The 14,771-nt window shown below is 65.8% G+C and carries 14 protein-coding genes; 10 read left to right on the top strand and 4 right to left on the bottom strand.

Annotated elements, in window-relative coordinates; translation table 11 throughout:
• Positions 1–23 precede the first annotated feature (23 nt).
• The gene (locus HG549_RS13755) at positions 24–797 is read left to right on the top strand and encodes an IclR family transcriptional regulator (protein WP_170030054.1); all 774 of its coding nucleotides are present in this window, start codon (positions 24–26) and stop codon (positions 795–797) included.
• Between the two features lie 73 nt (positions 798–870).
• Here the strand turns inward: HG549_RS13755 and HG549_RS13750 are convergent, their stop codons facing one another.
• On the bottom strand, positions 871–1,782 hold the full coding sequence (locus tag HG549_RS13750; protein WP_170030053.1) for a LysR substrate-binding domain-containing protein: 912 nt from the start codon (positions 1,780–1,782) through the stop codon (positions 871–873).
• Between the two features lie 142 nt (positions 1,783–1,924).
• Positions 1,925–2,581: an HAD family phosphatase gene (locus tag HG549_RS13745; RefSeq protein WP_170030052.1), complete on the bottom strand. Its 657-nt coding sequence runs from the start codon at positions 2,579–2,581 to the stop codon at positions 1,925–1,927.
• A gap of 91 nt (positions 2,582–2,672) precedes the next feature.
• Between HG549_RS13745 and lexA the strand changes: the two genes are divergently transcribed.
• From lexA to HG549_RS13725, 4 genes are read left to right on the top strand one after another with little or no spacing between them, the layout of a single operon-like run.
• The gene (gene lexA, locus HG549_RS13740) at positions 2,673–3,290 is read left to right on the top strand and encodes a transcriptional repressor LexA (protein ID WP_170030051.1); all 618 of its coding nucleotides are present in this window, start codon (positions 2,673–2,675) and stop codon (positions 3,288–3,290) included.
• Positions 3,290–3,910: a translesion DNA synthesis-associated protein ImuA gene (gene imuA, locus HG549_RS13735; RefSeq protein WP_170030050.1), complete on the top strand. Its 621-nt coding sequence runs from the start codon at positions 3,290–3,292 to the stop codon at positions 3,908–3,910. Before lexA ends, imuA begins: the two co-directional genes overlap by 1 nt.
• 6 nt (positions 3,911–3,916) lie before the next feature.
• Entirely contained in the window at positions 3,917–5,335 is a 1,419-nt protein-coding gene (locus HG549_RS13730) for a DNA polymerase Y family protein (RefSeq protein ID WP_170030049.1), read from the top strand.
• Entirely contained in the window at positions 5,332–8,412 is a 3,081-nt protein-coding gene (locus HG549_RS13725; protein WP_170030048.1) for an error-prone DNA polymerase, read from the top strand. Before HG549_RS13730 ends, HG549_RS13725 begins: the two co-directional genes overlap by 4 nt.
• Before the next feature lie 168 nt (positions 8,413–8,580).
• Here the strand turns inward: HG549_RS13725 and HG549_RS13720 are convergent, their stop codons facing one another.
• Positions 8,581–9,402 (bottom strand): aldo/keto reductase, encoded by an 822-nt coding sequence (locus HG549_RS13720; RefSeq protein WP_170030047.1) that lies wholly within the window; start codon positions 9,400–9,402, stop codon positions 8,581–8,583.
• Positions 9,390–10,295 carry a LysR family transcriptional regulator gene (locus HG549_RS13715; protein WP_170030046.1) on the bottom strand — a complete coding sequence of 302 codons (906 nt, stop codon included), beginning with the start codon at positions 10,293–10,295 and terminating at the stop codon, positions 9,390–9,392. The genes HG549_RS13720 and HG549_RS13715 overlap by 13 nt, the downstream gene beginning before the upstream one ends.
• A gap of 141 nt (positions 10,296–10,436) precedes the next feature.
• On the opposite strand from HG549_RS13715, the gene HG549_RS13710 reads away from it, so the two are divergent.
• From HG549_RS13710 to eppA, 5 genes are all read left to right on the top strand, one after another.
• On the top strand, positions 10,437–11,135 hold the full coding sequence (locus HG549_RS13710; protein WP_170030045.1) for a CoA transferase subunit A: 699 nt from the start codon (positions 10,437–10,439) through the stop codon (positions 11,133–11,135).
• A 35-nt stretch (positions 11,136–11,170) separates the two neighbouring features.
• Positions 11,171–11,827 carry a CoA transferase subunit B gene (locus HG549_RS13705; protein ID WP_170030043.1) on the top strand — a complete coding sequence of 219 codons (657 nt, stop codon included), beginning with the start codon at positions 11,171–11,173 and terminating at the stop codon, positions 11,825–11,827.
• Between the two features lie 190 nt (positions 11,828–12,017).
• Entirely contained in the window at positions 12,018–13,436 is a 1,419-nt protein-coding gene (locus HG549_RS13700) for a short-chain fatty acid transporter (RefSeq protein ID WP_170030041.1), read from the top strand.
• A 184-nt stretch (positions 13,437–13,620) separates the two neighbouring features.
• Positions 13,621–14,178: a helix-turn-helix domain-containing protein gene (locus tag HG549_RS13695; RefSeq protein ID WP_170030039.1), complete on the top strand. Its 558-nt coding sequence runs from the start codon at positions 13,621–13,623 to the stop codon at positions 14,176–14,178.
• Between the two features lie 234 nt (positions 14,179–14,412).
• Positions 14,413–14,589, top strand: a complete 177-nt coding sequence (gene eppA / locus HG549_RS13690) for an EPS-associated small membrane protein EppA (protein WP_170030038.1) — start codon at positions 14,413–14,415, stop codon at positions 14,587–14,589.
• The last annotated feature ends 182 nt before the right edge of the window (positions 14,590–14,771 follow it).

Below are 14,771 nucleotides of genomic sequence, written 5' to 3'. Positions count from 1 at the left end.
TCCAGCTACAGGGAGGTCGCTACATGGGTATCACGGCAGACACTGGCGGCGTGCGTTCGGTGCAACGGGCGCTGGCCATCGTCGACCTGCTGGGCGAACACCAGGCACTGGGCCTGGAAGAACTGCATTACCTGACGGCGCTGCCCAAGGCCACGGTATCGCGCATGCTGGCCACCTTGCAGGAGCAGGGCTGGGTGTACCGTGGCCTGAGCGACCGGCGTTACCGGCTGTGCGCCCGGCGCCTGTTCGGCGACCGCCAGGCGCGCTTCAAGCGGCGCCTGGTGGAGAGCGCTGCGCCCATGCTGCTGGAACTGAGCGAGCGCACCGGGCTGGTGGCCGACCTGTCGTGCTTTGACGGGGAGCGGCTGGAAGTGATGGAGAGTGCTGTTCCGCAGGTTCTGCGCAAGCGCTACCCGCACACCTGTCAGATCGTCGGCCACCATGCCAGCCTGTTTCACTCGGCGATGGGGCGAGCATGCCTGGGCGAGTTGGCGGAGGATGAAGTACAGCGCCTGGCAGCCCATGAGCGGGTCGGCGACGAAACGCTGCTGCGTGGTATCGAGGAAGAAACGAACAAGGGCTTTGGCCAGCGCACCGAAGGGCACTGGGAGTACCCGGTGCGCTTGCCGTTCCTGATCCGGGCCATCGCCTTGCCGGTGCATGCCGAAGGGCGCCTGGCCGGCAGCATTGCCTTGCACTGGCCTTTGGACCAGGCACCCGTGGAGCGGGTGTTGAGCCTGCACCTGAGCAGCCTGGCCAGCACCGTGGGCGAGGTGCAGCGGGCCTTGGCGGTTTGAGTCAGCCTGTGGCGGCCGCTTTCGCCGGTGAACTCGCGACAAGGCCGCTACAGCAAACCGAAAGAAAGCCCAGTCAACGCTCCAGGCTATACATCCGGCACTCCGCCAACAGTGCCAGCAGGTTCGGCTCGCGCTCCCGCGCCTTCAGAAACACCACACCGATATGCTGCTGCACGCGATATTGCGGCTTCAGGGCGATCAACCGGACCCGGTTCTCGTACACCGCCGCAATGCGCCCGGGCAGCAGGGCAAAGCCCACGCCCGAGCTGACCATGCTCAGCAAGGTAAAGATGTCGTTCACCTGCATGGCCACCTTGGGCTCGAAGCCGGCCTGCTGGAACACCCGTGCACCATCGCGATGGGTGGCAAAACCCTGGGTCAGGGTGATGAAGGTGGAGTCGGCCAGGTCGGCCAGGTCCACCTCGGCCTGCCCGGCGAAAGGCGAGTCGGTGGGGGCCGCGAGGAAGATGTCGTCGGAGAACAGCGGCAATTGTTCGCAGGCCGGGTCGCTGACACTTTCGTCGAGCGAGACGAGAATGGCCTCCAGTTCATGGTTTTTCAGGCGTTGCAGCAGGTCGACGTTGGAGCCCAGGGTCAGGTCGATATTGAGTTCGCTGCGGCGCAACTTGAGGCCCATGACCAGCTTGGGCACGGTTTTCACCGTCAGCGAGTAGAGCGCACCCAGGCGGAAGCGCTCGGCATAGAAGCCGGCGGCCTCACGTGTCTGGCGCACCATCTGTTCGGCGTCCTGGATCAGCTGGCGGGCTTTCTTTTCCAGCACGTAGGCGCTTTCCAGCGGGATCAGCTGGCGGCCTTCGTGCTTGAACAGCGGGCAGCGCAGCGCGCTTTCCAGCGAATGGATGGCGCGATGCACGCTGACGGCGCTGGTCGCCAGCTCGGCGGCGGCGCGGCCGAGGTTGCCGGTGCGCATGAAGGCGAGGAAGGTCTGCAGCTTCTTGAGGGTCAGTTCTTCGTCGATGAGCATGTATCGAGCGCCTTTTGTAGAAGCGGCCTTGCGTCGCGATGGGGCGCAAAGCGGCCCCGACAATCTTGCATGATGCGGAAATCCTGGGGCCGCTTTGCGGCCCATCGCGACGCAAGGCCGCTCCTACAATGACCGCGTCAGGTCATTGCATGGCCTTGATCAACGCCCACAACGCCGGGGCGTTGAAATCGTCAATCACCAACCCGGCCCCCGCCGCCAGCAACCGCGCCGGCGTCTGGGTCGTGGCCACGCCCACGGTGAAGATCCCTGCGCCACTCGCCGCCGCCACCCCCGGCAGCGAATCCTCGAAGGCCAGTGCCTGCCCGGCCTCGGCACCCAGCCGCTGCAGCCCGGTCAGGTAGGGCAACGGGTCCGGCTTGGGCCGTGCCAGTTCCTCGGCCACCAGCACGTGCTCGAAGTGCCGCCCCAGGCCCATGGCGCTCAGCATGTGCTCGGCATTGAGCCGCGGTGCGTTGGTCACCACGCACAGGCCCAGGGCTTGGCTACGGGCGTGTTCCAGCAGGCGCAACAGGCCCGGCATCGGCTCCAGGCTGGGCGCCAGGTCGCGGAACAGCGCCTCCTTGCGCTCGGCCAGCGCCCGGCATTGTTCGGCACTGGCGCCGGCAAACAGCTCGGCGAACAGCTCGCCATTGGCGCGGCCGCTGACCTGGGCATCGAACTGTGCCTGGCTCAGTTCGCGGCCGTCATGCTCGTGCAGCAGCTGGCGGAAGGCCTGCAGGTGCAGGGTGTCGGTGTCGGTGAGGGTTCCGTCGAGGTCGAACAGCAGGGCAGTCAGCATTGGGTATCCAGATAAAAAACCACGCGCCTGGGGATGATAGCGAAAGCTGGCGACGAAGGGGGCTGTTCAGCGTGCTCCGAAAAGAGTACAAATGTGCTCCATGGATACTCTGACCCCCAAACGCCGCGCGATCTTCGACTTCATCCGCGAGCGCATCGCCGACCACGGCCAGCCACCGAGCCTGGCCGATATCGCTACGCGCTTCGGTTTTGCCTCGCGCAGCGTCGCCCGCAAGCACATCACCGCCCTGTGCCAGGCCGGCTACATCGATGTCACGCCGAACCAGGCGCGCGGCATTCGCCTGGCCGAGCCGCTGCGCCGGCCGGAAATCCTCGAAGTACCGGTGCTCGGCCAGGTGGCGGCAGGTGCCCCCATCGGCCCGGACCTCGATATCCACGAGCAGTTGCTGCTCGACCCCAGCCTGTTCCGCCGCACCCCCGACTACCTGCTGAAGGTGCGTGGCGACTCGATGATCGACGATGGCATCTTCGACGGCGACCTGGTCGGCATCCTGCAGCAGGCCGATGCCCGCGACGGGCAGATCGTGGTCGCGCGCCTGGATGGCGAAGTGACTATCAAGCGCCTGCAGCGCCAGGGCAGCGGTTACCGGCTGTTGCCGCGCAACCCGGCCTATGCGCCCATCGATGTGCGGCCTGAACAGGAGTTCTTCATCGAAGGCGTATTCTGCGGCTTGCTGAGGCGTGACTGATGGGCGCGGTGGTCGATCTCGACAGGCTGCTCGACCAGCGCCGGGTATGGCGCGGCCGGCAGGCCCAGGCGCGGCCACTCGGGCTGCAGCCCACCGGCCATGCTGCCCTCGACGAACGCTTGCCAGAAGGTGGTTGGCCTGCAGCGGCCCTCAGCGAACTGTTGCTGGCCAGCCCGGGCTGTGGCGAATTGCACTTGCTGTGGCCAACGCTGGCCCGCTTGAGTGCTGATGCTGGCCGGGTGGTGCTGGTAGCGCCGCCCTTCATTCCTTACGCCCCGGCCTGGCAGGCTGCCGGGGTAGATCTGCGCTGGCTGGTGCAGGTGGATGCCGAACCCGCCGATGCCCTGTGGGCGGCCGAACAGTGCCTGCGCTCCGGCAGCTGCGCGGCGGTGCTGTGCTGGCCGGAACATGCCGATGACCGCGCCCTGCGGCGCTTGCAGGTGGCCGCCGAAACCGGCCAGGCATTGGCCTTTGCCTGCCGGCCGCAGCAGGCGGCGCACAACCCTTCACCCGCCGCGCTGCGCATTGCCGTCGACACCCGCCCGGCACAATGGCGCGTACTGAAAAGCCGTGGCGGCATGCCACCGGCGCTACCCATCGCCTGCCCAGGGCGGGGCTGATGCACCATGCTCTGGGCCTGCATCCTGTTTCCCCAGCTGGCGCTGGACACGGTCCTGCGTGAGCGTGACGACCCCGATACCCCCTTGGTGCTGCTTGGCGGGCCGACCCAACGGCGGGTGCTGCAGGCGGTCAACCCGGCAGCGGCCGCCCTCGGCCTGCGTGCCGGGCAAACCCTGAGCGCCGCGCGCGCCCTGGCCGAGGGTTTCGATTGTGTTGAAGCCGACCCCAGGCGCATCGACCAGGTGCAGCAGTTGCTGGCGGCCTGGGCCTACCGCTTCAGTGCCCAGGTCAGCCTGCACTATCCACGCGCGCTGTTGCTGGAGGTGGGCTCCAGCCTGCAGCTGTTCGGCCCCTGGCCGCTGTTCGAGGCACGCCTGCGGCAGGAACTGGCGGAGCTGGGGCTGCGCCAACGCATCGTCCTGGCCAGCAACCCAGTGGCGGCGCGCATGCTCGCCAACAGGCACGACGGCCTGGCCGTCGGCGATGCCGATGCCACCCGAGCGGCGCTGCTGGGCATGCCCATCGAGCGTATCGGCCTGCCGGCGCAGGCGGCCGAGGCTTTTGCGCGCATGGGGCTGCGGCAGGTGGGCCAGGTCCTGGCCTTGCCCCGCGACACCTTGGCCAGGCGCTTTGCGGCCCAGGTGCAGCTGCACCTGGACCAGCTGCTTGGGCTGCGCAACCTGGGGCTGGCCTTCTACCAGCCACCCGACCGTTTCGAGACCCGGCTGGAGCTGAACTTCGACGTCGAATCACACCAGGCCCTGCTGTTCCCGTTGCGACGCATGCTCAACGACCTGGCCGCGTTCCTCGCCGGGCGTGATTGCGGCGTGCAGCGGTTCTGCCTGCACCTGGAGCATGCCGATGGGCCGGATACCTTGCTCAAGGTCGGCCTGCTGGCCGCCGAACGCGATGCCGCGAGGCTGTTCGAGCTGGCCCGCGGGCGCCTGGAGCCACTGCGCATTCCCGCCCCGGTGCGCAACCTGCGGCTGGTGGCCGAGGACCTGCCACCGTTCGTGCCACAGCACCAGGCGTTGTTCGACCCGCGGGCGCAACAGGCGCAGCCCTGGGAGCAACTGCGTGAACGGCTGCGCGCGCGCCTGGGCGACGAGGCGGTCAAGAGCCTGAGCGTAGCCGCCGATCACCGCCCCGAATACGCTTGGCAGCCGGTAGCGCAGGGCGGGCAGGGCAACCTGCCGGTGGCCCCTGGCAGCCGCCCGGGCTGGTTGCTGCCGGCGCCGATGAGGCTGGACGAAACCGGCTACCGCGTGCAAGGCCATGCCGAGCGCATCGAGTCGGGTTGGTGGGATGGCAGCGACGTGCGCCGTGACTACTACCGTATCGAAACCCGCGACGGTCTGCGCGGCTGGGCCTACCGCGACCTGAGCCAGGCCGGCCCGTTGTGGCTGCAAGGCTGGTTTGCATGAACGCCCCGGGTTATGCCGAGTTGCATTGCCTGTCCAACTTCAGCTTCCAGCGCGGCGCGTCGAGTGCCGACGAGCTGTTCCGCCGTGCCCGCGAGCAGGGCTACCAGGCCCTGGCGATCACCGACGAGTGCACCCTGGCCGGCATCGTCCGGGCTTGGCAGGCGGCAAAGGAACACCAGCTGCAGTTGATCGTGGGCAGTGAAGTCCAGCTGCAGGACGGCCCCAAGCTGGTGCTGCTGGTGCAGGACCTGGCGGGCTACCAGAACCTCTGCGCGCTGATCACCCGGGCCCGGCGGCGCGCACAGAAGGGCGAGTACCAGCTGTTTCGCGATGACCTGCAGCAGCACCACCAGGGCCTGCTGGCCCTGTGGGTGGCCGATGACAGCGGCGATAGCGCTGCGGGGCAGTGGCTGTACAGCGTGTTCGCTGAGCGCCTGTGGCTGGCGGTGCACCTGCACCGGGGCAGTGACGATGCCGTGCGTCTCGAGCGCCTGCGCAGCCTGGCAGCCAGGGTCGGTATTCGTGCCGTGGCCTGCGGCGACGTGCACATGCACATACGCGGCCGCCGCGCCCTGCAGGATTGCATGGCCGCCATCCGCCAGCATTGCCAGGTGGCGGAAGCCGGGCACTTTCTGTTTGCCAACGGCGAACGTCACCTGCGCAGCCAGGCGCAACTGGGCGAACTCTATCCAGCCGACCTGCTGGCCGAGACCTTGGCCATCGCTGCGCGCTGCCGCTTCGAGCTGAGCGAGTTGAAATACCAGTACCCACGCGAACTGGTGCCCGAGGGGCATACCCCGGCGAGCTGGCTGCGGGCGCTGTGCGAGCAGGGGTTGCCGTCGCGCTGGCCGGGCGGGGCGAGTGGCAAGGTGCGGGAAGTGCTGGCCAAGGAATTGGCGCTGATCGAGGAGCTGGGCTACGAGAGCTATTTCCTGACCGTGCACGACATCGTCGCCTTCGCCCGCAGGCAGGGGATTCTTTGCCAGGGCCGCGGGTCGGCTGCCAACTCGGTGGTGTGTTTCGTCCTCGGCATCACCGAACTCGACCCCATGGAACACCGCCTGCTGTTCGAGCGCTTCCTGTCGCGCGAGCGCAACGAGCCGCCGGATATCGATGTGGACTTCGAGCACGACCGCCGCGAAGAGGTGATCCAGTATGTGTTCCGCCGCTATGGCCGGCACCGGGCGGCACTCACCGCGGTGGTCAACACCTACCACGCCGCCGGTGCGGTGCGGGATGTGGCGCGGGTGCTGGGGTTGCCCGCCGACCAGGTGGATGCACTGGCCAAATGCTGTGGCCGCTGGAGCGATCGCATACCCGATGACCAGCGCCTGGCCGAGGCCGGTTTCGAGCCGGGCAGCCCTTCGCTGCGGCGGGTGCTGGTGCTGGCCGGTGAGTTGATCGGTTTCCCCCGGCACCTGTCGCAGCACCCGGGCGGCTTCGTCATTTCGCAGCAACCGCTGGACGAACTGGTGCCGGTGGAAAATGCCGCGATGCCGGAACGCACGGTAATCCAGTGGGACAAGGACGACCTGGACATGGTCGGCCTGCTCAAGGTCGACGTGCTGGCGCTGGGCATGCTCAGTGCCCTGCGCCGTTGCTTCGACCTGCTGTACCGCCACCGCGGCCGGCACTTGACCCTGGCGACCATCCCCGCTGAAGACCCGGCCACCTACGCGATGATCAGCCGTGCCGAGACCATGGGCGTGTTCCAGATCGAGTCGCGCGCGCAAATGGCCATGCTGCCTCGGCTGCGCCCGGTAACCTTCTATGACCTGGTCATCGAGGTGGCCATTGTCCGCCCCGGGCCGATCCAGGGGGACATGGTCCATCCTTACCTGCGCCGGCGCCTGAAGCAGGAGCCAGTGACCTACCCCTCGCCGCAGCTCAAGGCCGTGTTCGAGCGCACCCTGGGGGTGCCGTTGTTCCAGGAGCAGGTGATGGAGTTGGCCATGGTCGCAGCCGACTACAGCCCCGGCGAGGCTGACCAGTTGCGCCGCAGCATGGCCGCCTGGAAGCGCCACGGCGGCCTGGAGCCGCACCGCCAGCGGCTGGTACAGGGTATGTTGCGCAATGGTTACGAGCTGGCATTTGCCGAGCGCATCTTCGAGCAGATCAAGGGCTTTGGCAGTTATGGCTTCCCGGAGTCGCACGCGGCCAGCTTTGCCTTGCTGTGCTATGCCAGCAGCTGGCTCAAGTGCCATGAGCCGGCGATCTTTACCTGTGCGCTGGTCAACAGCTGGCCCATGGGTTTCTACAGCCCCGACCAGTTGCTGCAAGAGGCCCGGCGCCAGGGCATAGCGGTCCGGCCGGTGGATGTCTGCCACAGTGATTGGGACTGCACGCTTGAGCCTGACGCGGGCGCGGCCCTGGCCATCCGCATGGGGTTGCGCCTGGTGCGTGGGTTTGCCGAGGCCGATGCCAGGCGCCTGGTGCAGGCAAGGGCGCAGCGGGCATGGCGCGATGTCGAGGACGTGTGCCTGCGCGCCGGGCTCGACGCGCGTGCCCGCGCCCAGCTGGCCGATGCTGGCGCGCTGCGCGCCTTGGCTCGTGATCGCCATCAGGCGCGCTGGCAGGTGGCGGCGGTGCAGCCGCAGCTGCCGTTGTTCGCCGACGTGGAAGCTGTGCCGGAAGACACCGTTGAACTGCCTGTCCCCAGTGTGGCGGAGAACCTGATGGCCGATTACCAGACCCTGGGCACCACGCTTGGGCCGCATCCGCTGGCCTTGTTGCGTTCACGGCTGAGGGCGCTGGGCTGTCGCAGTTCGGCCGAACTGCAAGGTGTCGAGCATGGCGACAACATTGCCGTGGCCGGGCTGGTGGTGGGCCGCCAGCGGCCACAGACGGCCAGTGGCGTGACCTTCGTCACCCTGGAGGATGAGCACGGCATGCTCAATGTCGTGGTGTGGCGCGACCTGGCCGAGCGGCAGCGACGGGCACTGGTGGGGGCGCAGTTGCTCAAGGTCGGCGGGCGGCTGGAGCAGGCCGACGGTGTGCGTCACTTGATTGCGCGACGGCTGGAAGATGTCAGCCAGTTGCTGCAGGGGCTGGATGTGCGCAGCCGCGATTTCCATTAGGCCCAGGCCCCAGTACGCGCCTGCGAGGTCCCTTGTAGGAGCGGCCTTGTGTCGCGAAAGGGGTGCGAAGCGCCCCCAAGGCTGTGCATCACCGCAAGATTGCCGGGGCCGCTCTGCGGCCCTTTCGCGACACAAGGCCGCTCCTACAAGTAAGCCTGGTGTTGCCCGTCAGACCATCGCCAGGCGCTGCTTGCGCGTCGGCGGCGGGAACGCGCGGTCGATTGCCCGCAGGTCCTCGCTGGTCAAGGTCAGCGAACCCGCCGCCGCATTCAGCCGCACATGCTCGGGCGCCACGGCCTTGGGGATGGCGATCACCCCGTCGTTACGGGTCACCCAGGCCAGGCTGACCTGGGCTGCTGTGGCGCCGTGCCGTTCACCGATTTGCGCCAGCACCGGGTGCTGCAACAGGCGCCCAGCCTGGGCCAGCGGGCAATAAGCCATGGTCGGCAGGGCGCGCTGTTCGCACCACGGCAACAAGTCGAACTCGATGCCCCGCTGCGCCGGGTTGTACAACACCTGGTTGGTCGCGCAATCGGGGTTGTGCAATTCGCGCAAGTCGTCGACGTCGAAATTGGAAACGCCCCAACGCCTGATCTTGCCTTGCTCGCGCAAGCGCTCGAAGGCGTCGACGGTTTCTTCCAGCGGGTGCTGGCCCCGCCAGTGCAGCAAATACAGGTCGATGCAGTCGGTGCCCAGGCGCGCAAGGCTGCGCTCGCAGGCAGCCGCCATGCTGCGCCGGCTGGCATTGTGCGGATACACCTTGCTGACCAGGAACACCTGGTCACGGCGCCCGGCAATGGCCTGGCCAACGACTGCTTCCGCACCGCCTTCGGCATACATCTCGGCGGTATCGATCAGGCTCAGGCCAAGCTCGATGCCTTGTTGCAGGGCCGCCACCTCGGCCGCCCGGCGGCCTGGATCTTCACCCATGTACCAGGTGCCTTGGCCGATGGCCGGAACGCTCGAACCTGCCAGTGTCACGTAACGCATGTCACCTCCGGAATGCGGGTATTGGAAAGCAGCACCTCGAGCAGCGCCTGCGCCGCCGTGGAAAGCTTGTGTTCGCTGAGGGCAATCACGCCGATGCGGCGCTCGACCGTGGGCTCGACCAGGGCCACGCAGCGGGCGCCAAGCTCCTGCATCTGGTTGATGCACAACGCCGGCACGGCACTGACCCCCAGGCCACTGGCGACCATGCGGCCGATGGTGGAAAGCTGGTGGCTCTCGAACGCCACGGCCAGTTTGCCGTGCCGTGCGGCAACGTTCTGCTCCATCAGCAGGCGCACCGCCGAAGGGCGCTGCAAGGCCACGAAGTCTTCGCCCAGCAGTTGCGCCCAGCTGACCTGGGGCAATCGGGCCAGCGGTGAATCGGCCGGTACCACAGCAACGAAACGGTCCATGTACAGGGGGTGGAAGTCCAGGCCATCGATGTTTTCCGGTTCGAAGCCGATGCCCAGTTCGACGCGCCGATGGCGCACCAGTTCCAGTACCTGCTCGTTGATCACATCGTGCACGGTGACGTTGACCTTCGGGTAGCGCTGGCGAAACACCTTGAGCGCATGTGGCAACAGGTTGCCGGCGAAGGACGGCATGGCCGCCACCGAAACCCGGCCCAGTTGCAGGGTGAAGCGCTGGCGCAGCATCTCTTCGGTGTCGTCCCAGTCGGCCAGCAGGCGCCGAGCCAACGGCAGCAGCACCTCACCTTCGGCGGTCAGGCTGACGCTGCGGGTGGTACGGCTGAGCAGGGCGCCCCCCAGGTTCTCCTCCAGGGCCTTGATGGTCAGGCTCAGGGCCGGTTGCGAGACATGCAGGTGCTCACCGGCCTGGGCGAAGCTCTGGTACTTGGCCACGGCGACAAAGGCGCGCAGTTGCTTGACATTCATGACGGGCCTGCTGGTTGTTTTGTAAAAATTATCAATCGATGACGAAAACAAAATTAACAAATCAGTCGCTTGCGGTGAAGATGTCCTCCACACGCTCACCGACAGCCTCGTCGGTTAAACAACTACAAAAGGCGGATCAGCATGGCCGGACTGGACAAGCGCGTTGCAACCTATGAACAGGCCCTCGAAGGCCTGACCGACAACATGACGGTACTGGCAGGCGGTTTTGGCCTGTGCGGCATTCCGGAAAACCTCATCAACGAAATCAAGCGGCGTGGCGTCAAGGGCCTGACCGTGGTCTCCAACAACTGCGGTGTCGATGGCTTCGGCCTTGGCGTGCTGCTGGAAGACCGGCAGATCCGCAAGATGGTCGCCTCGTACGTGGGCGAAAACGCCGAATTCGAGCGCCAGCTGCTCAGCGGCGAGCTGGAAGTGGAACTGACCCCGCAGGGCACCCTCGCCGAGAAGATGCGCGCTGGCGGTGCCGGCATCCCGGCCTTCTACACCGCCACCGGCTACGGCACCCCGGTAGCCGAAGGCAAGGAAGTGCGCGAGTTCAACGGCCGCAAGTACATCCTCGAAGAATCCATCACCGGTGATTTCGCCATCGTCAAGGGCTGGAAGGCCGACCACTACGGCAACGTGGTGTACCGCAACACCGCACAGAATTTCAACCCGCTGGCGGCTACCGCCGGCAAGATCACCGTGGTCGAAGTGGAAGAAATCGTCGAACCCGGCGTACTGCTGCCCAGCGAGATCCATACCCCGGGCATCTATGTCGACCGCGTCATCGTCGGCACTTTCGAGAAGCGTATCGAAAAGCGCACCGTCAAGGCCTGAGCGCCATCCATCAGAACAACAAAGAGACCCTGACCATGGCACTGACCCGCGAACAGATGGCGCAACGCGTCGCCCGTGAATTGAAAGACGGCTACTACGTCAACCTCGGTATCGGCATTCCGACCCTGGTGGCCAACTATGTGCCCGCCGACATGGATGTGATGCTGCAATCGGAAAACGGCCTGCTCGGCATGGGCGAGTTCCCCACCGAGAGCACCCTGGATGCCGACATGATCAACGCCGGCAAGCAGACCGTCACTGCCCGTCGTGGCGCCTCGATCTTCGACTCGGCGCAATCCTTCGCCATGATCCGTGGCGGCCACGTCGACCTGACCGTGCTGGGCGCGTTCGAGGTGGACGTGCACGGCAACATCGCCTCGTGGATGATCCCTGGCAAGCTGGTGAAGGGCATGGGCGGCGCCATGGACCTGGTGGCCGGTGCCGAGAACATCATCGTCACCATGACCCACGCCTCCAAGGACGGTGAGTCCAAGCTGCTGCCGCAGTGCAGCTTGCCGCTGACCGGTGCCGGCTGCATTCGCAAGGTGCTGACCGACCTGGCCTACCTGGAAATCGCAGACGGCGCCTTCATCCTGCGCGAGATTGCGCCCGGGGTGAGCGTTGAAGAAATCATCGAGAAGACCGCCGGCAAGCTGATCGTGCCGGATGACGTGAAGGAAATGACCTTCTAGGCATTCGCCGCACAGCGCCCCTGCAGGGGCGACCTTGTGGGCGAAAGGGCTGCGACGCAGCCCCGCGATTTCGGCATCGACGCCGAGATCGAGGGCGCCGCTTCGCGGCCCTTTCGCGACACAAGGCCGCTCCTGCAGGGGTTTTGCGTTTGCTGATGTATCCGATAAAACCAACAAGAGGAATTGAACCGTGGCCGCTGAAATTCAAGACAGCCGCTCCGCCCGCTTTGCCTTGCGCTGCTCCAACTGGGCCGAACGCTGGTTCCCTGACTCCTGGGTATTCGCTGCCCTGGCGGTGATGCTGGTGGGCATCGGTGCCCTGGCCATGGGCGCCAAGCCGACCGACACTGCCAAGGCGTTTGGCGATGGCTTCTGGAGCCTGATCCCGTTCACCATGCAAATGGCCTTCGTGGTCATCGGCGGCTACGTGGTGGCCAGTTCGCCGCCCGCCGCGCGGCTGATCGACCGCCTGGCGCGCATTCCCGGCAATGGCCGCTCGGCGGTGTGCTGGGTGGCACTGATCTCGATGCTGGCGTCGTTGCTCAACTGGGGCCTGTCGCTGGTGTTCGGCGGCCTGCTGGTGCGTGCGCTGGCGCGGCGTACCGAGCTGCAGATGGACTACCGCGCCGCCGGTGCCGCCGCCTACCTGGGCCTGGGCGCCGTCTGGGCGCTGGGGCTGTCGTCGTCGGCAGCGCAGCTGCAGGCCAACCCGGCCAGCCTGCCACCGTCAATCCTGTCGATAACCGGGGTGATCCCGTTCACCGAAACCATCTTCCTCTGGCAGTCCGGGGTGATGCTGGCCGCGCTGGTAGTGGTCTCGCTGGTGATCGCCTACGCCACCGCGCCTGGCCCGAACAGCGCGCGCAGCGCCCAGGACTGTGGGGTCGACCCCAGTTTCAGCGCGCCACCGGCACCCCAGCGCACCCGCCCGGGCGAGTGGCTGGAGCACAGCCCGATCCTGATCCTGCTGCTGGTCGCGCTGGCTGCCGGCTGGCTGTACCAGGAGTTCGCCACCAAGCCGGCAATTACCGCCATTTCCGGGCTGAACACCTACAACCTGCTGTTCATCATGCTCGGTGCTTTGCTGCACTGGCGCCCACGCAGCTTCCTGGATGCCGTGGCCCGTGCGGTCCCGACCACCACCGGGGTGCTGATCCAGTTCCCCTTGTATGGTTCGATCGCGGCCATCCTCACCCAGGTGAAGGGGGTCGATGAACAGACCCTGGCCCATCACATTTCCTTGTTCTTCACCCAGATCGCAACCCATGACACCTACGCCGTACTGATGGGGGTGTATTCGGCAGTACTGGGCTTCTTCATCCCCTCGGGGGGCGGCAAGTGGATCATCGAGGCCCCTTACGTGATGCTGGTGGCCAACGACCTGCAGTACCACCTGGGCTGGGCGGTACAGATCTACAACGCCGCCGAAGCCCTGCCGAACCTGATCAATCCGTTCTACATGCTGCCACTGCTCGGCGTGCTGGGACTGAAGGCGCGCGACCTGATCGGCTTCTCGTTCGTGCAATTGCTGGTGCATGTGCCGCTGGTGCTGGTGCTGCTGTGGGCACTGGGTACCACACTGGAGTATATGCCGCCGGTTATGCCCTGAAGCCGGGGGCGCTTTGCGCCCCAGCGCCGACAAGCCGACTCCCATTCTGGCCGCATCGATCTCGAGCCATGCGCAGCCACTGTGGGAGCTGGCTTGCCGGCGATGGCCTGCGTAGCAGCCCCAGCATTTCCTTGGCAGTCCACGTATCATTGCCCGGCTGCTTTCGCCTGGGAACCCGCGTTATATGTCTATCCGATTGAAACTGCTGCGCAAGAAACTGGGGATGACCCTGGAAACGCTGGCCGAAAAGACCGCCATGACCAAAAGCTACCTGTCCAAGGTCGAGCGTGGCCTGAACACGCCGTCGATCGCCGCCGCGCTGAAACTGGCGCGGGCGCTGAACGTCAATGTCGAAGAGCTGTTCGCCGAAGAGCAGGCCGGCCAACACCGTTACAGCCTGGTGCGCCATGCCCAGCGCCAAGCCCTGGTGGGTGACGGGGCAGGGCCGGGGTACGCGGCCCTGACCAGCCAGGTCGGGCAACGCAGCCTGCTGCCATTCCTGATCCAGCCCCCGCTCGAGTTCAGCGACCCCACCTTCAAGGAACACCTGGGCGAGGAGTTCTTGTTCGTCCACGCCGGCCAGGTAGAAGTGGACTTCATGAACGAACGGGTGCTGCTGGAGCAAGGCGATGCCCTGCATTTCAACGCCCAGACACCGCATCGGTTGCGCTCGGTGGGGCCGTTGCCAGCGCAGTTGCTGGTGGTGGTGCACCACGCCGATGATGAAACCACGGGGCCGTAGCGCCCCGGCCGTTGCCTTTCTCAGCGATGAAACGCTATCAGCGCCGACGTGACACGGGCATGCACAATTTGCCTGTCGTTTTTTTGACGAATCGCTCGGGCGCCTATTGAATTTTATTATTGTGTCGAATCATTGACGCATTGCCATTGTGCTCATAAGCTCAATTCAACAGCGAACAACTCCTGCACTACCACGCCAATAACTTATTGATTTTCCTCTTTAAAGGAGGGGCGTATGCGCACGGCTCTGATAATCAAATCGATGTCTTTGCTGGCGCTGTTAAGTGGCGCGGCGCGCGCAGCGGATTTATATATCAACCAGAACAGTATCATCCCCGTGTCAACCGCAGGTTGGCTGTTTGCCTTTGCCGTCGTTGGTTTTGTGGCAGTTGCCAACAGAAGGCAGATCTGAGCGGCTGCGGCTGCGCCCTTCCTTGTCAATTTGCCAACCGTTGCTATATTGCCAGTAGCCCTTGAAGGTCCACGGTTGCCGGCAGCGTAGCCGAGGCTGCACAGCGTCAAGGTAAAGGCCTCCAGGCAGGTGAGGCGGTCGTATGCCGCAATGCGGAGCGAGAGTTGGTGGGCTGTTCTCAT

This window comes from Pseudomonas sp. SK (assembly GCF_012975065.1).
GTDB classification, from domain to species: Bacteria; Pseudomonadota; Gammaproteobacteria; order Pseudomonadales; family Pseudomonadaceae; genus Aquipseudomonas; species Aquipseudomonas anuradhapurensis.
Note: the sequence above shows the minus strand (reverse complement) of the source record. Positions and strands in the feature narration are given on the sequence as shown.